Annotated in this window: 20 protein-coding genes; 14 read left to right on the top strand and 6 right to left on the bottom strand. The window is 34.0% G+C overall.

Annotated elements, in window-relative coordinates:
- Positions 1-205 precede the first annotated feature (205 nt).
- From TD18_RS11735 to TD18_RS11720, 4 genes are read left to right on the top strand one after another with little or no spacing between them, the layout of a single operon-like run.
- A complete protein-coding gene (locus tag TD18_RS11735; RefSeq protein WP_152611368.1) occupies positions 206-1543 on the top strand; it encodes a DUF58 domain-containing protein in 1338 nt (445 codons plus the stop codon).
- Positions 1540-4200 carry a transglutaminase domain-containing protein gene (locus TD18_RS11730; protein ID WP_040252763.1) on the top strand — a complete coding sequence of 887 codons (2661 nt, stop codon included), beginning with the start codon at positions 1540-1542 and terminating at the stop codon, positions 4198-4200. Before TD18_RS11735 ends, TD18_RS11730 begins: the two co-directional genes overlap by 4 nt.
- A 9-nt stretch (positions 4201-4209) precedes the next feature.
- Positions 4210-5241 (top strand): AAA family ATPase, encoded by a 1032-nt coding sequence (locus tag TD18_RS11725; RefSeq protein ID WP_084205912.1) that lies wholly within the window; start codon positions 4210-4212, stop codon positions 5239-5241.
- Positions 5242-5244: 3 nt separating this feature from the next.
- Complete coding sequence (locus TD18_RS11720; protein ID WP_040252760.1) at positions 5245-7218, top strand: hypothetical protein; 1974 nt, start codon at positions 5245-5247, stop codon at positions 7216-7218.
- Positions 7219-7251: 33 nt separating this feature from the next.
- On the opposite strand, the gene TD18_RS11715 is transcribed toward TD18_RS11720, so the two are convergent.
- From TD18_RS11715 to TD18_RS11695, 5 genes are all read right to left on the bottom strand, one after another.
- Entirely contained in the window at positions 7252-7461 is a 210-nt protein-coding gene (locus TD18_RS11715; protein WP_040252758.1) for a YgaP family membrane protein, read from the bottom strand.
- A 21-nt stretch (positions 7462-7482) separates the two neighbouring features.
- Positions 7483-7788 carry a hypothetical protein gene (locus TD18_RS11710; protein WP_040252756.1) on the bottom strand — a complete coding sequence of 102 codons (306 nt, stop codon included), beginning with the start codon at positions 7786-7788 and terminating at the stop codon, positions 7483-7485.
- Between the two features lie 11 nt (positions 7789-7799).
- Positions 7800-10994 (bottom strand): efflux RND transporter permease subunit, encoded by a 3195-nt coding sequence (locus TD18_RS11705; RefSeq protein WP_040252754.1) that lies wholly within the window; start codon positions 10992-10994, stop codon positions 7800-7802.
- 110 nt (positions 10995-11104) lie between these two features.
- Entirely contained in the window at positions 11105-12184 is a 1080-nt protein-coding gene (locus TD18_RS11700; protein ID WP_040252752.1) for an efflux RND transporter periplasmic adaptor subunit, read from the bottom strand.
- A gap of 11 nt (positions 12185-12195) precedes the next feature.
- On the bottom strand, positions 12196-13497 hold the full coding sequence (locus TD18_RS11695) for a TolC family protein (protein WP_040252750.1): 1302 nt from the start codon (positions 13495-13497) through the stop codon (positions 12196-12198).
- Between the two features lie 231 nt (positions 13498-13728).
- Between TD18_RS11695 and TD18_RS11690 the strand changes: the two genes are divergently transcribed.
- The 4 genes from TD18_RS11690 (at position 13729) to TD18_RS11675 (ending at position 18871) form a co-directional block, all read left to right on the top strand.
- Positions 13729-14457 carry an SH3 domain-containing protein gene (locus TD18_RS11690; protein ID WP_040252749.1) on the top strand — a complete coding sequence of 243 codons (729 nt, stop codon included), beginning with the start codon at positions 13729-13731 and terminating at the stop codon, positions 14455-14457.
- A 186-nt stretch (positions 14458-14643) separates the two neighbouring features.
- On the top strand, positions 14644-17625 hold the full coding sequence (locus TD18_RS11685; RefSeq protein ID WP_152611367.1) for a sensor histidine kinase: 2982 nt from the start codon (positions 14644-14646) through the stop codon (positions 17623-17625).
- Between the two features lie 2 nt (positions 17626-17627).
- Positions 17628-18377: a LytR/AlgR family response regulator transcription factor gene (locus TD18_RS11680; protein WP_040252745.1), complete on the top strand. Its 750-nt coding sequence runs from the start codon at positions 17628-17630 to the stop codon at positions 18375-18377.
- Positions 18378-18667: 290 nt separating this feature from the next.
- Complete coding sequence (locus TD18_RS11675; RefSeq protein WP_040252742.1) at positions 18668-18871, top strand: hypothetical protein; 204 nt, start codon at positions 18668-18670, stop codon at positions 18869-18871.
- Here the strand turns inward: TD18_RS11675 and TD18_RS11670 are convergent.
- Positions 18868-19467, bottom strand: coding sequence for a riboflavin synthase (locus TD18_RS11670; protein WP_040252740.1), 600 nt, complete (start codon positions 19465-19467; stop codon positions 18868-18870). The two genes, TD18_RS11675 and TD18_RS11670, sit on opposite strands and share 4 nt — an antisense overlap.
- 125 nt (positions 19468-19592) lie before the next feature.
- On the opposite strand from TD18_RS11670, the gene pdxA reads away from it, so the two are divergent.
- From pdxA to accC, 6 genes are all read left to right on the top strand, one after another.
- Positions 19593-20639, top strand: coding sequence for a 4-hydroxythreonine-4-phosphate dehydrogenase PdxA (gene pdxA / locus TD18_RS11665; protein WP_040252738.1), 1047 nt, complete (start codon positions 19593-19595; stop codon positions 20637-20639).
- Positions 20640-20712: 73 nt separating this feature from the next.
- A complete protein-coding gene (locus TD18_RS11660; protein ID WP_040253026.1) occupies positions 20713-21255 on the top strand; it encodes a YceD family protein in 543 nt (180 codons plus the stop codon).
- An 8-nt stretch (positions 21256-21263) separates the two neighbouring features.
- Positions 21264-21467 carry a 50S ribosomal protein L32 gene (gene rpmF / locus TD18_RS11655; RefSeq protein WP_028873082.1) on the top strand — a complete coding sequence of 68 codons (204 nt, stop codon included), beginning with the start codon at positions 21264-21266 and terminating at the stop codon, positions 21465-21467.
- 179 nt (positions 21468-21646) lie between these two features.
- A complete protein-coding gene (locus TD18_RS11650; protein ID WP_040252732.1) occupies positions 21647-22642 on the top strand; it encodes a beta-ketoacyl-ACP synthase III in 996 nt (331 codons plus the stop codon).
- A gap of 34 nt (positions 22643-22676) precedes the next feature.
- Entirely contained in the window at positions 22677-23162 is a 486-nt protein-coding gene (accB, locus tag TD18_RS11645) for an acetyl-CoA carboxylase biotin carboxyl carrier protein (RefSeq protein WP_040252731.1), read from the top strand.
- An 82-nt stretch (positions 23163-23244) separates the two neighbouring features.
- On the top strand, positions 23245-24597 hold the full coding sequence (gene accC / locus TD18_RS11640) for an acetyl-CoA carboxylase biotin carboxylase subunit (protein WP_040252729.1): 1353 nt from the start codon (positions 23245-23247) through the stop codon (positions 24595-24597).
- The last annotated feature ends 188 nt before the right edge of the window (positions 24598-24785 follow it).

Here is a 24785-nt window from a genome sequence, read left to right as displayed (position 1 = left end):
CAAATTAAAAACAAGCCTTACAAAGATGTAGGGCTTTTTTTATGGCTAAGCCTAAGGAAAGGTTAAATATTATGTGTCGTTCGAAAAATTATTTTGTGATGTCGCACACTTGTGTATTTTTGTAGTTTAAGCAAATCTAAAATTTGATTAATCTTAAAAATAGTTAGGCGCAACATTCGATGTTATTAATCAAATACAGTTCACTTTGAAAATTAATTTCAATAGAATTATTAGTTTTTTTCCTCTCAAACGGAATGCAATAATCTTTGCATTAGTATTATTAATTGTAGTTTATTTTATTAAAAATGAGTTCTTCGTAGAAGAGGATAGTATTAGGCTTTACCTTGAATTATTTGCTTGGTTAATAGGCTTTTTCATAATGATTCTTGTAGGTATTGGTTTCATTCACACATTGATATGTTATTTCCATTTTGTTACCAATAGAAAACATATTGAGCCGAAAATAGATATAGGACTCGAGGGCAATATTAAAGGTGAAGCTGGATTAGTACCTGTGATGATTTCCTTACCGAAAGCATTACTTCCATTACTAGGATATATTAAAATAAAAATTGAATTTGAAAACGGTAACCTTTCAGATACGATCGTCATCAACAAATTCTCAAAAGGTTTCGAAAAATTACTTCCAAAAGAAGGTTCTACACTGGTTTGGCTTCCGGATAGAAAACAATATCATGCGAAGGGATTTCTAATTAGTTTTATTGATTATTTACAATTTTTTCGATTTACCGTTTACAAGAAATCTCAAAATTCTTTTTATCTCCATTCAGCTGAAATCGATATTGATCTTCAGGAAATTAATCCTTCAAAAACGAAAGAAGAAGTAGAAAAAATAAAAACGTCTAGAAAAGTAGAAGGCGATTTTCTAAACTATAAGGATTTTGAAATGGGTGACGATGTACGAAGAATCGTCTGGAAAATTTTTGCAAAAAACAGAGAACTCGTCATAAGAACGCCTGAAGTTATCAATCCTTATGCCTCTCATATTAAATTCCATACAAGTTTTTATAATTTAATATCCAAAGACTTAACTTCAGTATATGCCATTAGCATGCTTAATTATTTCAAAGATGTCGTTTACAACATTTGCTTGAACATTAAAAAAATGGATAAGAAAGTAGAATTTAATATCGATCAAGCCGTTAATGAGTTTGTGAGTGTAAATGAAAAAGATCGTGTCGGATTTCAACTTAGTTCAGCAAATTGGCAAAATAATTATTCGGTTAATGAAATTAAGGCCTCAGGAGAATCGATAATATGTGTGTCTTCTTTAATTAGTTCAGAAGAATTATCAACGTTAATAGAAAAAGGGTCTTCAAACATCATTATTGTAAAAGTATCACGCCATTTAGACTATCAGAATTTGTTTAACTTCAAAAATTTATTTTTAAGGAAAGACCAAAAAAGCGAATTGAGCAAATTAAGTTGGTATATATCATCGACTCGAGGAAAGGTCAAAAGGAATGAAAAAGAAATTGAGAAATTAGTGTCTAACTCAAATTTTATAGGACAAATCTTATGAAAAACATCAACTATAAAGAGCTGGCATTTGGATTAATTTTCTTAATTCTGCCTACGATACTTATCATGTATCCCTTGCTGGACTTTTTAGCAGAATATTATTCATTACTATTTATAAATAAGCATTTCTTGGTTAGTGTTTTCGCTATTGGAATAGTTACCGCTTACTTACTACATACAACTAAAATTAGGTTCTTAATTATCTTTGGATTGCTGGTGTTAGTCATAAACATCCTTTATAATTCTATTAGTTCAGTTCCATTTAATGAATTTGATGCGTATTACGTTGCCAATAGATTCAAAATAAACACCATCATATTCGTTTTTGGTTGGTTTTCTGGGTTTGCAATATCCAGATGGAGATACTATTTAATCGTGTTTTCAATAGTACTTACAACAGTATCGGTATTTCTCATTTCAGATTTAGAAATGTCTAACGTCAATGAGATGATTTGGTTAATTGCACCAACAGTGCTTTTCCTCTTTTACGGACTTTTTGTGAAGGAGTTACTTAAAACGATAAAGCAGCAGGAAAACACAAATTACATAATGGTCGTATTGAGAATTCTGTTATTCGCATTGATTGCTTTTTTTCTGTTTTGGCTAACCATTCAACTTTTAGATACTAAGTTAGATCATATTCAAAATGAGATTACCAAATCAAAAAATGAAGGCGATGAAGACGGTTCAGGAGATGACGATAAAGATGGTAAAAATGATTCTGAAAAAGATAAAAACGGCTCTTCTGGCGCAAGATTTAATTTAGATGATTATTTAGGGTTGCGTGATCGCTTAAAAGTTTCTGATGAACTTCTTTTTTGTGCCAACATTGATAATTTTATAAATGAATCAACGCCTAATCCGCAATACATTACTTTATACCATCTTAACCAATATAATCCAACTTTAGAGCAATTTGAAATTGATCCAGATAGTATTGTTCGTGATTTATTCTTGCCGAATCCAACCAAAATACCACAATATTTTAGTCAGCAAAACGACTCGGTTCTGGTCTATGATAAGATGGAACGCGCCACAAAGCAAGTTAAAAGCACAATCTATATTGCTGGTCTTGATCCTGAAGTTTTTGTAGCGCCAAGTACAGCTTATGCATGTCAGCCTATTTCAATAGAAGAAGCATTTCAAGAGGAGTATAAATTTGCTTATAATGTCTATTCAGAAGTATCAGAATTAAATAGCGCCTACTTTGTTTACAACACGAATAACCAATCTATTATTGATTATCAGGAAAATCGATATCGCACCTTAAGACAAGCCAAGAATTACGATGATGAAGATGATGCTTTCATGAGCTATTACACTGAAATTCCTGAAGGTGATCTCTACAATCAAATAGGTCAGCTAGCCGATAGTCTCGCTCAAGATAATCAAACCACTATTGATAAAATCTTGAGTATTAGAAATTACTTTTTATCCGAAGATGAAAATGGTGAACCACTTTATACTTATACGTTAACTCCAGGAAAACCTACTGATCCCAATATTCCAAATGCAAGTATGTTAGGCGAATTTTTGTTTAACACACATGAGGGCTATTGTACGTATTATGCCACGTCTTCATTATTTATGCTCAGGTCTTTAGGTATTCCTTCAAGGGTCGCTGTAGGATTTATGACTGTCGATAGAAGTTATAAAACTCCAGGATGGTATTGGTTTTATGCAGATCAGGCTCACGCTTGGACGCAAGTTTATATTCCTGAATATGGTTGGTTAGATTTTGATATGACCGTAAGTAATCAGGAAGCAGAAGAAGGGCCTCAACCTGATGGAACACCTCCAACGCCTCCTACTAAAGAAACCTTTGTAGGTAAAGGTCTCATTACTGTGGTCGATACGATTAGCAAAAAAATGGAACTTCGGGTGGATCAAATGATTATAAACGACATTGGTATTTCTCTTGATAGTGCTTCTATTATGGAAATGGATTTTGATGTAAATCAGGCGAAAGTTTTCGCAGGCGAACAAGCTATTTCACTTCAAAATGTAAAGCTTGGCGATACTGCAGTAATGGTGTCATTTGATTACAAACTAGGAAGTATTCGACCTCAAAGAGAAAACGAAAGTATAGAAAACTATATGAAACTCTTTCCAGATCCTTTAACGATTATGGAAGTTCATGTTCCAAAACTTGAAGAAGAAACCTTAGGAGAAGAACCGAAAGAAGATGAGGAAAGTGTAATTGAAACTATAACCGACTGGTCTATTTACATTCTTGCAAGTATTCTTCTTATATTGTTGATATTGATGTGCTCACCAATCTGTTACTTTTGGTGGTTATCTAACAAGGCAAAAAATAACAAGTCGGCTTATGTAGTTTCAGAAGTAAATTATAAAAACGCACATTTTCTCCTCAATCAGATGGGAATTCCAAGAGGATCACAAACATCGATGGTTTATGCACGAGATGTTGTAGATCCTAAATTTGGGACATACTTCGAAGCCTTTATTAGCATTTATCAAAAGTTGAAATATAGTGGAGATAAACCTACCGACGATGAGGTTAAATTCATTCGCGGATTTCATTCAGATTTTAATAAAAAAGTCTTATCTCAATATAGTAAATCAGAACGCATTTTGAATTTTATTAAACCTAATAAATGGATTCATTACATGTTGAATCTTAATCTAAAAAAATAGCTTACAATTATGAACGAGAACATAGAAAACACAAATTCAGATCATCAACGATTTGCTCCACCATCAAGTATAGTTAGTTCTCCAGACTCTCCTGGATTTAAAATAGACCTGTTAATTGATAATATTGGTAAGGTTGTAAAAGGTCATAGAGAACAGATTATTCAAATTGTTACCTGCCTTATTGCTAAAGGACATATTTTATTAGAAGATAATCCAGGTTCTGGAAAAACCGTTATGGCTAAAACTCTGGCGTATTCGTTATCTGGAAAACATGGCCATTCCGATTTTAAAAGAATCCAGTTCACACCAGATTTATTGCCTATGGACTTAATTGGAACGCATTTGTATGATGAAGGCAACAAAGATTTTATATTCAAAAAAGGGCCACTGTTTTCAAATATTTTGTTGGCAGATGAAATTAACAGAGCTTCACCAAAGGTGCAGTCGGCTTTACTGGAATGTATGGCTGAAAACCAAATCTCTATTGGAGATAAAACCTATAAGCTTGAAGATTTATTCTTTGTCATTGCAACTCAAAACCCCATCGAGATGGAAGGGACTTATCCATTGCCAAATGCACAATTAGATCGATTTTTTATGAAAATTAATTTCGGTTATGTCACAAAGGAAATTGAGCTTGAAATTTATAAAAAACAATTAGAAATCCAGAGGTCACAAGACACCGTTGAGCCTGTATTAGACATGAAAGATATTCTTATGCTCAGAAGCAAAGCAGAAGAAGTGCATGTAGATGATGAAATTATTGTGAGTATCAATAACATTGTAAGACAAACCAGAGAGCATTCAGGAATCTTACTTGGCGCCTCTGTAAGATCAGGAATCATCCTTTTAAAATGTTTAAGAGCATACGCTGTAATTCATAAACGAAATTATGTGATAGAAGACGACTTGGCATCATTAGTAAAGCCTGTGCTTCAACATCGACTTTTATTTAAAAATCTTGGTGCCGAAAGTAATGCAATCCAAAGCATTGTCAAAACTGAAATTGATCGCTTGTCTAGGCTTAATTTAAAAAAGTAGCTCGTGAAAATCACTAACATAAATATTGTTATTTTATTTGGATTGTTCTTTTTAGGAGCGTTCAATGCACATGCACAACGCATTGAAATTGATCGACTTGAAAGAGAATTTAGAGGAAGTTACAGCGGACGTAAAGCTTATGAACTTTCTCAAAAAATGATTCAGTTAGACAGTACGTATTATGTTGGTCATTTTTTTGAAGCTAATTATCGTTATGAAAGAGCTTCAGATAAGAGAGGTTATGAAGCTGCAATAAAATCTCTTGAAAAAGCTGTTGCATTGCTTGAAAAAGATTTTCCTAGAAAATTAAGAAGAACCACAGAAATTCAAGCTTACATTGATAGCTATCAATATCAAAGAAAGTATGCGTTTCTGATTTATTTTTTAGCAAAATGCTATGAGTATGTCGATAAACCAAGTCAGGCCATAAAGGTGGTAAGACGACTTCAAAACCGTGATTTTGTATTTAATTTTGGAATAAGTCCTTATAGTCATATTTCATGGATTTATTTGCGTAATCGCATGTATAGTCCAGAAAAGTACGACTTTCTAAAACCTAATATTGAAGAAAATCTTGAAATAGCCTCCAGGTTTGCCGATTCTATTAAAACCAGCGACAAACATAATCAGTGGTTTTTAAATACCTATTGGCCAGATTTTTCAAATGATGCCTTATTGAGTTATTACCATTATAAAAACATCATTTACTCGCATCAGATTAAATTGGATTCAGCTGAATATTTTAGTGAGCAATTAAGACGATACGATAGGCTTTCTCATAATAATTATGGAAACCTTCAATTTATTCAGGCTAAATTTACAGAGGCTGAAGATAGTTATGAAACAGCGCGTCAAAATGATGACTATATCCAAAAAGACATCAAAGAATTTGATTACATGCAATCGGCTATAAAAATTTTTCAAAACGACTTGCCTTCTGCTAAATCTATCGTAGAAAACTCTATAAAAAACCTTGGCAATGCTCCAGGATTTGGCTGGAATAATATAGCACTCAGCAGAGCGTATTACTATTCTGGAGATTTAAAAAAGTCTAAAGAATTTCGAGACAAAGCCGCTAATTTTAAAGAAATTCATGTTGGTAGTACTTGGGGAGAAGTAGCTTATGATCGCAACACGCTGTTGTTTAAATATTTGTACCATAAGAAATCTATAAGTGACATCACCTTTAGAGATAAATCGTACTGGTATAAACCGAAAAAATTATACGACATCTCTAAACACCATTTTAAGCAAGAAAATGCTCATTTGCTTTTAACCAGTGAACTTTCCGCAGATCCAGAGCGATTTATAGGTTATTATAATTTATTTGCTTCTGAAAACAATATTTTTTTCGATGAGATCTGGGAACTTATAAAGTATTTTAATTCAGATTATTTCATCAAAATTTTCAAAGACAAATTACAGGAAGATGAACGTGAACGCGTTCATAAATACTTTAACTATTTTATCGCTCAATTTCATCTGGAAGATGGTGATTATGACCTAGCTATTAAAGAGTTTGAACGTGTTTTAGAAGATGATTATTTAGATGAAACTAACGAAAAATTACTCATAGCCAGAATACACGAAGGATTAAGCAAAGCTTATGAAGAAAAGGAAAACATGGTCGCTGCCAATGACAATCTCATGGCATTTTATATGAATTTTCCACAATTGCTTCCGTATTCAGACCTTAAAATGAAATTTAATTTCAAAGTTGCCAATAAAACTTTGACACCAGAACAAGAAAAAATTGTGGAAGACCTTAAAGATTGTAATATCGAATGGGTTGAAAACGATTTAAACTGGCCAACGTTAAGTATCAACTTTACAAAAAATGATAAAAACCAAGTCATAGACTATCAGGTAGAAGTCGCTAATGACATTAAGTTTGAAGGCAACTTAGATTTAGCAAACATTGAGGAGCATCCAGGACAACTCATAGCATTTAGGGCTTTCGGAATTGAACTGGAATAGATCAAAAATTAACGAGTTAGAATTTTCAAAAACTTAACACGTTTTACAATTACCTCCATCTTTCTTAACGCCCAATTTCACCAGAATAGTTTCCAATAAACACCATTTTGTGAAGGCAGATTGTATTAAATTAACACCAATAAATACGGTAAACCACATCCAGTTTGGATTCACATAAACGGTTAGAACTACGCTTAAAAGCACCATAAAACCAACGATGACTCTAAAATATGTATTTAACATTTTGATTAATTTTTTTTAAGGTTATATAAATTTTTCAATAGGAACAACAACAGCTTTAATAGGATTATTTGTTTCCAAATGTTCGTTGTAATCTTTAATTAAATGGAACAAATGGTCAATGTGTTCATCATCTGTAAAAGAGAAAAACAAATTGGATTCATTGCCACTTTTTTCTCCTGAAAACCAATTAGAAGCCATCAATATTGACGATCCATTTTTGTAGCCATCAATATCTGAACTGCTAAAATTATCAATATTTGCTTTTTTGAATAGTTTCAAAACATCCTTCTGAAACTCCTCGACTGCAGTAACTATGACTAATTTCATCTTTATGATTTTTATTTATAATTTTTCTTTTCAATCATGTAATACACTAATGGTACAACTAATAAGGTTAATACTGTAGAAACGATAGTTCCTCCCATTAAAGAGATGGCTAAACCTTGAAAGATGGGATCAAATAAGATCACAAATGCTCCAATAACAACGGTTCCTGCTGTTAATAAAATGGGTGTTGTACGCACTGCTCCAGCTTCAATTGCTGCCTGTTTTAAGGGCACACCTTCTGCGGTTCTTAGATTGATAAAGTCAATGAGTAGTACCGAATTTCGCACCATAATTCCAGCTAAAGCAATCATACCAATAAATGAAGTTGCAGTAAAAAAAGCGCCCATAATCCAGTGTCCTAAAATAATACCAATTAAAGACAATGGAATCGCAACCATCATTACTACTGGTGCTTTAAAGTTTTGAAACCATCCTACAATTAAGATATAAATCAAGATAATAGCGCCTAAAAAGGCAATCCCCAAGTCTCTAAACACCTCTAGTGTAATTTGCCATTCTCCATCCCATTTTACGGTGTAATTGTCTTCAAAGTCTGGCTGGCCTAAATACATTTCGTTAATCTCGTAACCTTTAGGTAGCGGAATTTCCTTCAGTTTTTCTTCCATTCCCAGAATTGCATAGGCAGGACTCTCTAGTTCACCAGCCATATCTGCCATAACATAAACGACACGTTTCTGATTTTTACGATAAATACTTTTAGCAGCAGTTGTTTCAGTAATGGTAACCAGATCTGCAATTGGTAACATATTACCTTGTTTCGATTTTACTTTCAATTGAGAAATATCTGTAACTGTTGATTTTTCTTTTTCATCAAGGGCTAATACCAATCCTACTTGGTTTGAAGCGTCTTCATCGTATAAATTTGTAATCGTCCTGTTAGACAATGCCATATTCATCGTATGTGCAATTTGCTGAGGCGCCACACCATATAACATTGCTTTTTCTTTATTGATTTCGAATTGAAACTCCTTCTGATCTGCTTCAACCATCCAATCAATATCTACGACATCAGTTGTGTTTTTTAAAATGTTCTGAATACTATTTGCAATTCTCATTTGTTCATCGTAATCAGGTCCATAAACCTCAGCAACAATAGTAGATAAAACAGGTGGTCCTGGTGGCACTTCCACTAGTTTTACATTTGCATTGTATTTGGAAGCAATTTTTTGAATATCTGGACGCAATAATTTTGCAATATCATGACTTTGTGCAGAGCGCTCTTCTTTATCTAATAAATTGACTTGAATATCTGCCATATTCGATCCACCACGTAAATCATAATGACGAACCAGGCCATTGAACGTTATAGGTGCAGACGTTCCGATGTAATTTTGGTAATTCACCACTTCTGGTCTGGTTGCTAAATACTGGGCGATTTCTTGTGCCACTACTCCCGTTCTTTCTAAGGTTGTCCCTTCGGGCATGTCTATGACCACTTGAAATTCATTTTTATTATCAAAAGGCAACATTTTTACGGCTACCGATTTGGTAAAAAATAAGATCATCGTTGCCATTAGCAAGATAAATGTTCCACCTAAGAACAACCAACGCTTCGTTTTACTTTCTAATAAAGGTCGTTCAAACTTATTGTAAACTCTGTAAATAAGTGTGTCTTCAACTGCTTTTTCAGGCTTCTCTTCTTGGCCTTTTTTATCTTTTTCTCTTAAGAAAATATAACCCAAATAAGGCGTAATAGTTAAGGCGACAAACAAGGATAAAATCATTGCGATAGAAGCTCCAATTGGCATTGGTGCCATATATGGTCCCATTAATCCAGAAACAAAAGCCATTGGTAACACTGAAGCTATGACAGTAAAAGTTGCCAAAATGGTAGGGTTTCCTACCTCATTAATCGCATATAAAGCTGCTTGCTTAAAAGGCAGGCGTTTCATTTTAAAATGCCTGTGCATATTTTCGGCTATGATGATAGAGTCGTCAACTACAATCCCAGTGACAAATACTAAAGCAAATAACGTGATTCGGTTTAAGGTATAATCCAACATGTAGTAACTCAAAAGCGTCAATGCAAAGGTAATAGGTACCGATAAAAACACGACCAATCCACCTCGCCAGCCCATGGCTAACATTACCACAATAGTAACCGCTATAATAGAGCCTATAAGATGCAATAACAATTCGGATACTTTATGTGACGCTGTTTCACCATAATTTCTAGTGATTTCTACATGAACATCATCTGGAATTAAAGTGGTACGTAAATGCTCAACTTTATCAATAATGACTTCTGCAATTTTCATAGCATCAGCACCTTTTCTTTTCGCTACCGAAATCGTCACTGCTGGATATTCCGATTTATATTCTGAAGCTTTTTCACTGCCTTTTCCAAAACCTAAGCTCACATAATTTTGTGGTACTTGTGGTCCGTCGATAATCTTGGCTACTTGCTTTAAATAAATAGGCTGATTTTGTTGCACACCAACGACTAAGTTTTCTACATCTGTTACCGATTCTAGAAACTTACCTGTATTCACCAAAAATTCAGTGTCGTTCTTATCAAAACTTCCGGAGCTTAACTGGCTGTTATTTGCCTTAATCATTTCAGAAACCGATAAGAAATCCAATCCACTTGCTGCCAGTTTATCCTTATCTAAAACCACGCGTAACTGACGGTCTCTACCACCAATTTTATGCGTAATTGCTACATCGTTTACTTTTTTAATTTCAGCCTCCAGTTCTTGCGCCATTTGACCCAATTGGTAATCGTTGTAGTTTTCACTCCATAAGGTTAAACCTAACATGGGCACATCATCAATTGCTCTGGTTTTCACCAATGGAAATGTCACACCAGCTGGCATCTGGTCCATGTGTTTATTAATTTCGTTGTATAATTTTACAAACGAACGCTCAATATCTTCACCAACATAAAACTGTACGATGACCATGCCTTGCTCTTTCATCGACGTAGAATACACGTATTCCACGCCTTTAATATTCGAAATTAATTGCTCCAGTGGTTTGATAACGCGTGATTCTACTTCCGTCGGACTTGCACCTGGATAACCCACAAAAATGTCTGCCATTGGCACATCTATTTGTGGCTCTTCCTCTCGTGGAATTAAAAATGAACTATACACACCAACCACCATAAACACAATCATTAACAAGACCGTTAACTTCGATTGCATAAAGACTTTGGCAATTTTACCTGCGATTCCTTCTTTCATTTTATACTTTTATTTTGGGCGTTTTAACAGGCTATCCGTTACAATCTTTTTTTGCCATATATGGCAGCAAAAAAAGGATTTCCACTGCTATCCTTAACGCGACTTTTTAGTTATTGAATTGAAATTTTAGCACCATTATATAGCTTTCCTTCCGCAGAAACTATGTAGGCTTCATCTGCATTTAAACCCGATAATACTTCTACCTGATCTCCAAAAGTTCGGCCCAAACGCAACCAACGCAACAATGCTGTATTACTCTGACTTACCGTGTAAACTCCAGATAATTGTCCGTTAATTACAATAGCATCCGTAGGAATTAAAACCAGTGATGTTGCTGCTTTTCGTTCTATTGGAAATTGCACTGTTGTAAACATTCCTGATAGGATGTTAGCCTTTGTTTCTTCCAGATTTATTTTTACTAAATATTGACCACCTGTTTGTTTAGCAGACGTGCTTACTTCTGAAACGGTTCCCTTTAACGTTTGGTCAATCGATTTGACTAAAACTGCAACGTTTGTTCCTGTTTGAATTGATGAAATTTCAGTTTCAGGTACCATAGCCATTACTTCAAATTCACCAGGAGTTTCCATGTATATTAATGGCACTCCAGGATTTGCCATGTTTCCTTCTTCGACATTTTTACCAGTTATAACTCCACTAAAAGGTGCAGTAATGTTACTGTATGCAAATTGTGCGTTAACCTCATTCTTCATTTGTTTTGCAGCTTCTAAACGCGCTTTTGCCATTTCAAAATTTGCCGTTATATCATCGAGTTCTTTTTGTGAAGCGCTGTTATCTGCAAATAAATTTTTAAAACGGTTATAATCTTTTTGTGCATTATTAAAAGCTGCTGTTGCTTCAGTAATTGCAGCATTTACCTGTGCTCTTTTAGCTTGTAAGTCAGCATTATTAATAGAAACAAGCAACTGTCCTTTCTTGACCTTGTCTCCAACATTAACGTGCACTTTATCTACGTAACCCATCATTCTGGTGCTTAAATCTGCACTGTTAGTAGATTGAATTTTCCCACTAACAGATAAAAACGGACTGTTATTATTGGCTTTTACCTGATTGACTGTTACCGCAATAGCAGGCGAGTTATCTACAACTGTTTTTTTGTCTTTATTACCACAACTCTCTAGGAATAGTAATGCTGTAATAAGAGTTATTAAGTATATGTATGTTTTCATTTTCATAGGTTTTATTCCTTGGTTAAAAATTGTAAATAAGCTTGCGCATAATTATATTCAAAAATGGTTTGATAATATTCGAGTTGCTTTTGTGCATACTGTGTTTCTGCGATTAATAAATCTGATGTCTTTTCTAAACCTTCTTTAAATCTGTTGGTACGTATCCTCAAAGATTCTTCCGATTGCTCTAAGGCTAGTGATGTGAGTTGAAGTGAATTTTCGGCATCTAAAAAGGCTCGTTTTGCTTTATTCAATTCTAAATTACTTTGTGACACGTATTGCTCATACTCTAGTTTGGACTGTTCAAATTCAGCTTTGCTTTTTTGTGCTTTTCCAAAACGTTTAGAGCCTTGAAATATATCCCAACTTAATTGTGCACCAAACAAATAGCCACTAGCATCTCCTTGAAACACCTGGTCATCATATAACTCATAACTTCCAAAAGCATTTAATCTTGGTAGAAAAGCCATTTTGTCAGCTTTATTCATGGCTTCATAAGCCTTAGAAGCGAATTCCATAGCTTTAATGTCTGAACGGTTTTCTGAAACTTTTCTGTCGTTTACCGTGAAAGTTGAAACCGATAATTTATCAGTAGGCGTGTAAAGCACATAGGTTTCATCATTCATTAAAAACGATAGGTAATTAGAGGCATTTTGTATATTACTTTTTGCCATTTGCAATTGGTTTTGTACTTCCGTAACACGAACGTCCACATTTAACACGTCAGCGCGTTGTAAATAACCTTGTTTAAAACTGTCATCTGCTAATTTTTTATTTGCATTTGCGGCTTCTAAAGCTTTTTCTAATACCTCAACAGCTTCATAGGCGAGTTGTAATTGCATGTAAGCTTTGTCAACTTCAAACTCCAAATAATCTTGTGTACGTTCTGTTTTGAGAGACATGGCTTCCATTTTAGATTTGGCAGCTTTTCTTTGATACACACCATCTAGATTAATTAATGGTTGCTGGATTTCAAGCTTAGTAGCATAGTTTTCAACTTGCGACGGATTATTGAGTAACGCAGGATTAAAATCATTTTGAGTTAGGATGCCTTGATTCAATTTTGATCCAAATGCCATTAAGGGATTTGTTGTGGCTATGGCTGTATGACTGGCTGTAATATTAGGCAGAAACACAGCGTTTGTTTGTCTGTAATCAGCTTGAGCTTGATTAAATTCTTCAACAGAAATCTTAATCGAAGTATTGTTTTCTGAAACTTTAGTTAATACTTCAGCCTTACTTATCGGTACTAATTCTTGAGATTGTACTAAAAAGGAGAAAAGTATAGGTAGTATGTAAATTAATGCTTTCATCTAAACGTTTTATTTGCTTACACAAAAATACATTCAGGATAGATGGAAGTCTGTAACCTAGGTTACCAAGCTTGTAACTTAGGTTACAATAGAAGTTTAGCACTTGCTTAACTCAAATCTTTACGAATTCTAAATCATTCTCAACGAATTCTAGAAGCGTCCAAATTTCACTCTAACATCAATATATCTTTGAAGTATCAAAAAAGTATAAACCCATTAAAACAAATTATTATGAAAACTTTAAAGAAGACTCAGGTAAACAAGACAAGCACAATCAACAGAATTTTTCAAACCTTACTAATTGCTGCAGTATTATTAATTGCGTCAGATGTTTTTTCACAAACGAAAGAAGTCGAATTTGATGTCTATACAACTTCAGCAACTAAAGCATCAAAGTATTTATTAGCCGATGATGTTGCACTTCGTGATTGTCCGTCAGTACAATGCGAACAATTAACAACAATCAATATAGGAACCCATGTGAGATTATTAGCAAAAAGTAGTACGCCTCATACCATAAATGGAATAAAAAGCAGATGGTATAAAGTAAAAATGGGACCACAAATTGGATGGATTTGGGGAGGAATGATCTCTCAAAAAACCATGATAAGTTCGACCAATCCTCAAGTTAAATTCGTTTTTGGCGAAGCAGGATATGACTTTAAAGGCAATCGACTATTTCAAGTAAGAGCGATAAAAAATGGCGCTCAGATTGATAAAATCGTTTTTCAGTCGAAAGATTTGAATGAAAAGAACATCTCATTAATGAGTGAGAAAGAGACTAATTCAAACGTAGATGTCATCGCTCTTGGTCATGTTGAAACAAACTCTTCTATGGAAACGAACACTTACATCATATTTAAGAGTAATAAATTCCAAAAAACAGACACCTTAGCAGAACTTGCAAATACAAAACCAATATATACTGGTCTGTCTTATGTTTCATGCGAAGGAGAATAAAATTAAAGCACTATTGTAGTTGATGTTTTGGGCGCTGCGTTTCTTTAAAGAGCGTAGCGCTTTTTTTAATCTGAAAAATGTATATACTTCAATACTCAAAACTGCGTTCAAAATTGTAAGTTGCACTTAGATAGTTATAGCATATTGAAACCTAATTTATCATATTACCTTTCTTTAATCTGTTTGTTGATTGTAGCCTCTATACAATCTCAGAATAAACAGCTTAGAGCTTATACCTTAGAAGACGGTTTACCACAATCTCAGGTTTATGCCATTACATTAGATGGCAAAGGCTATTTATGGGTTGGTACTCAAGGAGGTGGACTAGCGCGTTTTGATGGTAATAATTTTATGGTATTTAATACAAATAACGGCTTAGCATCTAATTATATTCAAACCATTAAAGCATCCGGAGATACGCTATACCTAGGAACCAAGAAAGGTCTATCTATTAAGGTTAAAGAGATCTTTCATAATATTGATTGTCCACAGGTAAACGACATACTTAAATTTGGTCAAACGGTTTACGTGCTTACTGATAACGGACTTTATAAACTGTTGAAGAATCGTTCCGTAGAGAAAATAGAATTGCACTCTAATATCAATAATAGTCCAATCAATGATTTGGTTTTTGATGGCAATTATTACTGGCTTGCAACGAGTAACGGACTCTGGAAATTGAGTGCGCTTCATTCAGAAGCCAAAACGATTGAGCAACTTGATTTTAATGAATATATCGGACTTGCACTTTTAGGCTCTAAACTTTTTGCAGCAACATTCAATACTGGCATACTGGTAATAGAAGACCAAAATTTTGAAGATGCCGATTTAATTCGGGAACCATTTCGAATAAATAGTATATCGATTCAAAACAGTAATCAACTCTGGGTTGCAACCGATAATAAAGGTGTAACTGTAATTGATACAGAAAACTATAATGAACTTTTTACAATTAAAGGCTCTAACGGACTTTCAACATCTCATGTAAGAGAAGTATTGTCAGATCAGAAAGGCAACATCTGGATTGGAACTTCTGGAGGTGGATTGTATAAATACTATCAAAATAACTTTAAGCATTATAGTACAGATACAGGTTTAAAAGGAAACCGAATTTATGCCGTTCATCATCAAGGAAACGAATTATGGATTTCAAACGCTGAAGCTGGTTTGATGCGCATTGATGATATGGGAATTCATAATGTAGACTTACCAGAGAACTTTTCTCAAGTTAAAATAAAAACGATTACTAGTGATAAAAACGGAAATATTTGGGCTGGATCAGACGGCAAAGGCATCCTGTTTAAGGGTAAAGTACAACTTGATTCCATGGTTTTAGATACCTTAAATAACAGGAAAACAAAATTTCCTGTTGAGCATGCTGTAACTAAAGTATTCAATTCAGAAACTAGTTTTCCTTTTGATTGGATTAGAAAAATTCATATCGAAAATGACACCCTTTGGGCTGCGACTTATTCCAGCGGAATTGTAAAATTTAGTTACAATCCAAAATTAGATAATTTGAACATTTACAAAACCTATTCAGGGTTTGAGGGTATAGAAGATTTATACATTAAAGATCTGGTAAAAGACAATTATAACCGACTTTGGTACGCAACTCAAAATGGACATATAGGCTATTTAAAAGATAATGAAATTACGCATTTAGGATTGGTTTTAGATCAAAATATAGCAATCAATTCAATAGTGGTTCAAAATGAAACTGTTTTTTTAGGAACTGCAGGCAATGGTGTTTGGTGGTCTGAAGACTCTAATTTTAGTGTGTTTAAAAAATTAAAAGGCGCTAAAACCTTATCTTCAGAAAATGTGTATCAACTTATTTTTGATAATCAAGGCTATCTTTGGACTGGTTCAGAACAAGGAGTAGATAAGATAGAGCTAAGTAAAGATCACGAAATTATTGATGTTTATTTCTTTGGGAAAAATGATGGATTTTTAGGAATTGAAACCTGTTTGAATGCAGTCGATAAAGATTCGAATGGTCATTTGTGGTTTGGAGCTATAAATGGTTTGACAGAATATCAGCCAGCAGATATCAATCTTAATTTGAAACAACCTGGCCTTTTTTTAGAAGATGTAAAAGTAGCTTACAAAAGCGTTGATACCATTAATTTATCCCTCTGGAGCAATTCAAATAAGGTGTTGAGGTTGAAACCAGACCAAAGACAAGTAAGTTTTTCGTATAAAAGTATTGATGTAGATCATCCAAACGGAATTGAGTATCGTTTTAAATTGAATGACAGCGATTGGAGTCCTTGGTCAACCCATAATACGCAGGATTTTTCTGAACTTAACTATGGTGCACATCAGTTTAACGTACAATCCAGAAATTACAGATGGCTGGAAAGCGATCCGGTACAATTTTTATTTCATATTGAAAGACCTCTTTATAAAAAAATATGGTTTCAATGGTTGCTCATAGCTGTTGCAATTGTAATACTTCTTGTTTTAATATTATATTATATAAAACGCTTGAAGTATAAAAATATAAAAGAACAAGAGCGGCTTCAGTTAGAAAACCATTTGTTAACCCTTGAACAGAAAGCGTTACGTTTGCAAATGAATCCTCATTTCATTTTCAATGTTCTCAACGGAATTAAGGCTATGGCACCAAATAAGCCTGATAAAATGAATGATACCGTAAATAGTTTTGCAATACTTTTAAGAGAGACCTTAGTAAACTCCAGAAAGGATAAAATTAGTCTGGACCAAGAAATTAAAACATTGAAACATTACATTGAGGTTGAACGTTTAATGGCTGAAGATCCTTTTGAGTATGATATAATTTTGAAAACAGATATGGACGTTGAAGAAATCCTCATTCCTCCAATGTTAATTCAGCCGTTCGTTGAAAACGCTATTAGGCATGGTATTATTAAAGGTTCTAGAAAAGGACAACTCAAAGTACAGTTTGAAACTCTAAAAGACACACTAAAAGTAACTATTTTAGATAATGGCATTGGAATTTATAATTCCCAACAACAAAAACCAAAAACCGATCATCAATCCATGGCACTTAAAGTAACCAGAGAACGACTAGAATCTATTTCAGGAAAAGAGGCTTTAAAAATAACAGAACTAAAACAAGACAACGGAATAGTTAAAGGTACAATGATAGAATTTAAACTTCCGTTGGAAACCGATTATTAAATATGTTAACAGCAATCATAGTAGAAGATTTAATGGATGCAATGCAGCTTTTAAGAAGTGATATCGAAAAGCATCATCCTGAGATTAAAATTACAGACACAGCCAAAAGTGTTGTTGAAGCCGCAAAAGTACTTCGTAACAAAGAACCAGATATTTTATTTTTAGACATTATGTTAGGTGATGGTACTGGGTTTGATATTCTGGAGATTTTTCCAGATTTAAAATCAAAAATTATTTTTGTAACAGCTAGTGATGAATTTGCTATAAAAGCCTTCAAGTTCGCAGCAATAGATTATGTTTTAAAGCCCTATGCACAAGAAGAATTATCAAAAGCTATAGAGAAAGCAAAACAGCAGATTCAGCCTAATAAAGAGCGGCTTGAGATTCTAAAACAAACTTTAAACTCACCCGATAAAAAGCCTGATAAAATTTCTTTGCACACTTTGGATAAGATTATTATTGTTAATCTCGACGATATTATTCGTTGTGAGTCAGACAGTAACAATACCATGTTTTTTCTCCAAGATGATAAGAAGATATTTGTCACTAAAACCTTAAAGTATTTTGCAGATCTCTTAAAACCTTATGGGTTTTTAAGGGTTCACCAAAGCCACTTAGTGAATCTACAATTTATTAGTGCCTTTATAAAGACTGATGGAGGTTATTTACTGCTCAAAAATGGAAATAATGTTCCGGTTTCGGTACGAAAAAAAGCGGAAGTTATTGATGTTTTAGATCAAATGCATAGATAAAATGCATATACTATTATAATAAAATTCGAATTTTTAAATTATATAAATAAAACCAAAGTGTAAACAATATCGTATATATAGCAAAAGTAAACGACATTATAACAAGGTGTTAAAACTAAAATAATGCTGAATTACTTTTAATTATGTCAAAAAAGCATATATTTGACATTAGTAAAATTTTAACGTTTTTAAGATAAAAGATTACATTTCATCGATAATTTTCGTCTTTTAATGCGTAGTTTTCATATTTTATTTTGTTGACACAGTTTTTTTTATACTTTTACCGCCTAATGAAAATACAAAACAGGAAATATCTAGCCTCAATCTTATTTGTATTAATAAGTTTTGTATGTAATGCGCAACCTGATGGTTCGCCTCCACCTCCTGTACCACCACCACCACCAGGTTTACCAATAGATGATTTTTTACCTATTTTATTAGTAATTGCCCTTATATATGGTGTGATTAAAAGGTTTAAATTCTCTAAACGCTAAGTAGCGATTTTATTCAAATCGTATAATTTTTTTATATATTTCCCAACCACATCAAATTCTAAGTTGACAACAGTTCCTTCGGTAAATGTATTAAAATTAGTATGTTCATACGTATAAGGAATTATAGCGACGCTAAAGGTATTTCTTTCAGAATTCACGACAGTTAAACTAACCCCATTCACAGTAATTGATCCTTTTTCAATGGTGATATTGTTCAGAGCACTATCGTATTCAAATGTAAATAACCAACTTCCATCAGATTCATTTACAGATTGGCAAATCGCAGTCTGATCAACATGGCCTTGCACAATGTGACCGTCAAGCCTGTCTCCAAGTTTCATAGCACGTTCAATATTGACCTGATTCCCAGTTTTTATACTACCAAGATTTGTCTTATCTAATGTTTCTTTTATTGCTGTAACTGTATATGTATCATCTTCAATATGAACTACAGTTAAACAAATACCATTGTGAGCCACACTTTGGTCAATTTTTAATTCCTTTGTGATTTTAGATTGAAAGGTCAGATGAAGGTTTTCTTGTTCTCTTTCTAATTTAATCACGGTGCCTAAATCTTCAATAATACCTGTAAACATAATGTCAATTAAATGGTTAAATTTGTAATCACAAAAATACGGACAAAAGATAGGATTTAATTAATACAGCTTATAATTTTTAGTAAATAAAGCGATTGAATTTGCTAACAAATAAGAGTCATGACATGAAGAAAGATAGTAAAATAAAATTAGGAATTTCAATTGGAGATCTTAATGGGATTGGTTCAGAAATTATTATAAAAACGTTTGAAGATGCTAGAATGCTGGAATTTTGTACACCAGTTATTTTTGCTTCAATAAAAACAATGTCTTTTTTCAAAAAGCATTTTAATAGCGCTATTAATTTCCACGGAATTAACCATACCGATCAAATCGTTGAAGGCAAGGTTAATGTACTCAACGTTTGGAAAGAAAATGTAACTATCAATTTTGGAGAAGAAAACACAGTCATTGGTGAGTATTCCGTTAAATCTTTAGAGAAAGCAACGGAAGCATTAAAAAACGAAGCCATAGATGTATTGGTAACTGCGCCAATTCATAAACATAATATACAATCTGAAAGTTTTAAGTTTCCAGGTCATACTAATTATTTAGCAGAAAAACTGGGAGGAAAAAGTCTCATGTTTATGGTGACTGAAAACCTGAAAGTAGGTTTGCTTACAGATCATGTTCCGGTTAAAGATGTTCCAGTACATATCACGTCCGAACTCATAAAAGAAAAAATAGATACGGTCTATAATTCATTGGTTAAAGACTTTAGAATCAGTAAACCTAAAATTGCAGTCCTCGGAATTAATCCGCATGCTGGAGATAATGGTGTGATTGGTAATGAAGATGAAAACATATTAAAGCCTACCTTAGAAAAAATAAGAGACAACAAAAAACTGGTGTATGGACCATATTCGGCTGATAGCTTTTTTGGTTCTGGTAATTATAAGAACTTTGACGCTGTAATTGCCGCCTACCACGATCAAGGCCTAATTCCTTTTAAAACTATAGCCTTTGGAAGCGGTGTTAATTACACGGCAGGCCTTAATAGGGTTAGAACATCTCCAGATCATGGGACTGCTTTTGAAATCGCTGGCAAAGGCGAAGCGGACAATAGTTCATTTAAAGAAGCGGTTTTTACTGCCATTCAAATTTTCAAGAATCGAAATGAATACGAAACCATCTCTAAAAATCCTTTAAAACCGAGACCTAAAAAGATATAAACAATTTTTGTTTATAAGGTGTTATAAGTTAATAAAAAATGTATATATTTGCAGGCTCAAAATGAATGCGATGATGAAGCCCTTAAAAGACTATACCATACCTTATGTTGGTCTCAAAATAGGAAAGCACCATTTTGATTATCAGATTGATAAAAAGTTCTTTGAACATTTTGAGTATGATGATTTTAATGATGTAGATGTAAAAACAGAGTTGGTTTTTGAAAAGAAAACAACGCTATTAGAATTACATTTTCAAGTTTCAGGTAGTGTAAATGTCAATTGCGACATCACAAATGAACCTTACAATCAGGACATAAACGGAACGTTTGACTTAGTTGTAAAGTTTGGAGATGAATACAATGACGATTTTGAAGACATTGTTATTCTACCTCATGGTGAGTACGAAATTAATGTGGCGCAATATATATATGAATTAATCATATTGTCGATGCCTGCAAAGCGAATACATCCTGGAGTTGAAGACGGAACGTTAGATTCAGACATACTTAAAAAATTAGAAGAGTTAAGCCCAAAAGGCTTAGAAGAGAAAGAAGAAACATCAGAGGGTATAGATCCTCGTTGGAATACATTAAAAAAACTATTAACGGATAAATAACATATAAAATGGCACATCCTAAAAGAAAAATATCTAGAACAAGAAGAGACAAAAGAAGAACACATTATAAAGCATCTGTTCCTACAATTGCTACTTGTCCTACAACAGGAGAAGCACACCTTTACCACAGAGCTCACTGGCATGAAGGTAAATTATATTACAGAGGTCAAGTGTTAATTGACAATTCAGAAAAAGAAGAAAATTTAGCATAAGTATTATGCATGCATATAATAAAACGCTCAGTAATGAGCGTTTTTTTTATGTTTAATTTCTATAAGTCTTAAAAACGACTTAATTTGCGTCATATTCGTTCAAAATTTAGTAAATTCATTAAAATTTTACCGTTTTTTGACGATTTTTGTCTTTTTAGGACTGTTTTTAATATCACAATATGAGTAAAATAACAGCTGCAATTACTGGTGTAGGAGCTTATTTACCTGAATATAGATTGACCAACCAAATTTTGGAAACTATGGTCGATACAAATGATGAATGGATTACCACCCGTACAGGAATTAAGGAACGCAGAATTTTAAAGGAAGAAGGGAAAGGCACATCTTTCCTTGCTATAAATGCCGCTAAAGACCTTATTAATAAAAAAGGAATTGACCCCAAAGATATAGAATTAGTCATTGTTGCAACCGCAACTCCAGATATGAAAGCTGCATCAACCGCAGCTTTTACAGCAACTAACATAGGTGCAACAAATGCGTTTTCATTCGATTTAGAAGCTGCTTGTTCGAGCTTTCTCTTCGGAATGTCTGTCGCTTCAAGTTATATTGAATCTGGTAAATATAAAAATGTATTGCTTATTGGAGCAGATAAAAATTCGTCATTTATAAACTATAAAGACAGAGCTACATGTATCATTTTTGGAGATGGTGCAGGAGCTGTTTTGTTTGAACCCAATCATGAAGGCTTAGGTTTACAAGACGAATTATTGAGAAGTAATGGTGAAGGGCGAGAATTTTTGCAAGCCACCTATGGTGGATCCTCATATCCAATTACTGCAGATACATTTAATGAAGGAAAACACTATGTGTTTCAAGAAGGAAAAACAGTATTTAAAAATGCCGTTTTTAATATGGCTGACGTCACAGAGCGTATTTTAGAACGAAATAATTTAACAAACGAAGATATTTCATGGTTAGCTGCTCACCAGGCTAACAAGCGTATTATAGAAGCAACTGCCAACAGAATAGCTTTAGATCCAGCTAAGGTCATGATGAACATACATAAGTATGGAAACACGACCTCAGCCACATTACCATTACTATTACACGATTACGAATCACAATTAAAAAAAGGTGATAAAATTATATTCGCAGCGTTTGGAGGCGGATTTACTTGGGGCTCCATTTATTTGAAATGGGCTTATAATTCCTAACGTTTAAACTAACTAATTAAAAGACTAAATAATTATGGATATTAAGGAAATTCAGAACTTAATCAAATTTGTAGCCAAGTCAGGTGCAAGTGAGGTTAAACTAGAAATGGATGATATTAAAATCACCATAAAAACTGGTGCTGATGACAAAGGGGAATCAACTACCTATGTTCAGCAAATTCCAATGAATCAGCCAGTAGCTCAAGCTATGCCAGCGACACCTGCAGCTCCAGCCGCTGAAGCAACACCTTCGGCTCCTGCTATAGCAGAAGATTCAAAATATATTACGATTAAATCACCAATAATCGGTACGTTCTACCGTAAGCCATCGCCAGATAAACCTATGTTTGTTGAGGTTGGATCTACTATTGGAGAAGGTGACGTACTTTGTGTTATTGAAGCCATGAAACTATTTAATGAAATAGAATCTGAAGTGTCTGGAAAAATAGTCAAGGTTTTAGTTGACGATTCATCTCCAGTAGAATTTGATCAACCACTATTCTTAGTTGATCCATCATAACAATTGAAAATTCCAATCTGCAAATCCCAAAACCAATTCTTGGAATTTGGTGCTTGGAAATTGAATTTTTAAAATACAAGTTATGTTCAAAAAAATATTAGTAGCCAACAGAGGTGAGATAGCATTACGTGTTATCAGGACCTGTAAAGAAATGGGCATTAAAACAGTTGCAGTTTATTCTACAGCTGATGCCGAAAGTTTACATGTGAAATTTGCAGACGAAGCCGTTTGTATCGGACCACCTTCAAGTAGTGAATCATATCTAAAAATACCAAATATCATCGCAGCTGCAGAAATTACAAATGCAGATGCCATTCATCCAGGTTACGGATTCCTATCAGAAAACGCTAAGTTTTCAAAAATCTGTGAAGAACACGATATCAAATTTATAGGCGCATCTCCAGAGATGATCGACAGAATGGGAGATAAGGCAAATGCTAAAGCCACAATGCTGGCAGCCGGAGTGCCTTGTGTTCCAGGTAGTGAAGGTATCATTGAAGATTTTGAAGAGTGTAAAAAATTGGCCAAAGAAACCGGTTATCCAGTCATGCTGAAAGCATCTGCTGGTGGTGGTGGAAAAGGTATGCGTGCCGTATGGAAACCAGAAGATTTACAAGCGGCTTGGGAGTCTGCTCGTACAGAATCTAAAGCGGCATTCGGTAACGACGATATGTACATGGAAAAACTCATCGAAGAACCACGTCATATTGAAATCCAGATCGTTGGAGATTCTACTGGAAGAGCTTGTCATCTGTCTGAACGTGACTGTTCAATACAACGCCGTCACCAAAAATTAACCGAAGAAGTGCCTTCACCTTTCATGACCACAGCCTTACGTAAAAAAATGGGTGATGCAGCCGTAAAAGCCGCAGAATACATTAAATATGAAGGTGCGGGAACGGTTGAATTTTTAGTAGATAAACACCGTAACTTCTACTTCATGGAAATGAATACGCGTATTCAGGTGGAGCACCCAATCACTGAGCAGGTCATTGATTTTGATTTAATACGTGAACAAATTTTAGTTGCTGCAGGTGTGCCAATTTCTGGTAAAAACTACACGCCTAACTTACATTCAATTGAGTGTCGTATCAATGCAGAAGATCCGTTTAACGACTTTAGACCTTCGCCAGGGCGCATCACAACATTACATGCTCCAGGTGGTCATGGTGTACGTTTAGACACGCATGTTTACGCTGGTTATGTGATTCCGCCAAACTACGATTCTATGATTGCAAAGCTGATTACCACTGCGCAAACACGTGAGGAGGCAATCAACAAAATGAAACGTGCTTTAGACGAATTCGTGATTGAAGGGATTAAAACAACCATTCCTTTTCACAGACAATTGATGGAACATCCAGATTATCTGGCTGGGAATTATACCACGAAGTTTATGGAAGATTTTAAAATCAAACCAGAAAACGAAGACTAATACATCAAACTCCGGAATTAACGTTTCGGAGTTTTTTTTAGTAAAACCTTCATTTTAAAAGTTGAGGAACAACACATTAAAAACAGAAGTTTGCACTAATCCCGAATACATTTCGGGATCTCATAAATCAAACACTCAACGAAGGTTAATGTTTTGGCTGTTACCCTTTTCCGTAAAAACTCCAAAGG

The organism is Psychroserpens mesophilus (assembly GCF_000826645.1).
GTDB classification, from domain to species: Bacteria; Bacteroidota; Bacteroidia; order Flavobacteriales; family Flavobacteriaceae; genus Psychroserpens; species Psychroserpens mesophilus.
Note: the sequence above shows the minus strand (reverse complement) of the source record. Positions and strands in the feature narration are given on the sequence as shown.

Bases quoted from the DNA above. Each gene is read 5' to 3' on its own strand.
- TD18_RS11670 (WP_040252740.1), bottom strand. From the start codon at position 19,467: ATGTTTACAGGTATTATTGAAGATTTAGGCACCGTGATTAAATTAGAA.
- TD18_RS11690 (WP_040252749.1), top strand. From the start codon at position 13,729: ATGAAAACTTTAAAGAAGACTCAGGTAAACAAGACAAGCACAATCAAC.
- TD18_RS11705 (WP_040252754.1), bottom strand. From the start codon at position 10,994: ATGAAAGAAGGAATCGCAGGTAAAATTGCCAAAGTCTTTATGCAATCG.
- TD18_RS11730 (WP_040252763.1), top strand. From the start codon at position 1,540: ATGAAAAACATCAACTATAAAGAGCTGGCATTTGGATTAATTTTCTTA.
- TD18_RS11695 (WP_040252750.1), bottom strand. From the start codon at position 13,497: ATGAAAGCATTAATTTACATACTACCTATACTTTTCTCCTTTTTAGTA.
- TD18_RS11680 (WP_040252745.1), top strand. From the start codon at position 17,628: ATGTTAACAGCAATCATAGTAGAAGATTTAATGGATGCAATGCAGCTT.
- TD18_RS11725 (WP_084205912.1), top strand. From the start codon at position 4,210: ATGAACGAGAACATAGAAAACACAAATTCAGATCATCAACGATTTGCT.
- TD18_RS11675 (WP_040252742.1), top strand. From the start codon at position 18,668: ATGAAAATACAAAACAGGAAATATCTAGCCTCAATCTTATTTGTATTA.
- TD18_RS11715 (WP_040252758.1), bottom strand. From the start codon at position 7,461: ATGTTAAATACATATTTTAGAGTCATCGTTGGTTTTATGGTGCTTTTA.
- TD18_RS11700 (WP_040252752.1), bottom strand. From the start codon at position 12,184: ATGAAAACATACATATACTTAATAACTCTTATTACAGCATTACTATTC.
- accC (WP_040252729.1), top strand. From the start codon at position 23,245: ATGTTCAAAAAAATATTAGTAGCCAACAGAGGTGAGATAGCATTACGT.
- TD18_RS11660 (WP_040253026.1), top strand. From the start codon at position 20,713: ATGAAGCCCTTAAAAGACTATACCATACCTTATGTTGGTCTCAAAATA.
- TD18_RS11710 (WP_040252756.1), bottom strand. From the start codon at position 7,788: ATGAAATTAGTCATAGTTACTGCAGTCGAGGAGTTTCAGAAGGATGTT.
- pdxA (WP_040252738.1), top strand. From the start codon at position 19,593: ATGAAGAAAGATAGTAAAATAAAATTAGGAATTTCAATTGGAGATCTT.
- accB (WP_040252731.1), top strand. From the start codon at position 22,677: ATGGATATTAAGGAAATTCAGAACTTAATCAAATTTGTAGCCAAGTCA.
- rpmF (WP_028873082.1), top strand. From the start codon at position 21,264: ATGGCACATCCTAAAAGAAAAATATCTAGAACAAGAAGAGACAAAAGA.
- TD18_RS11650 (WP_040252732.1), top strand. From the start codon at position 21,647: ATGAGTAAAATAACAGCTGCAATTACTGGTGTAGGAGCTTATTTACCT.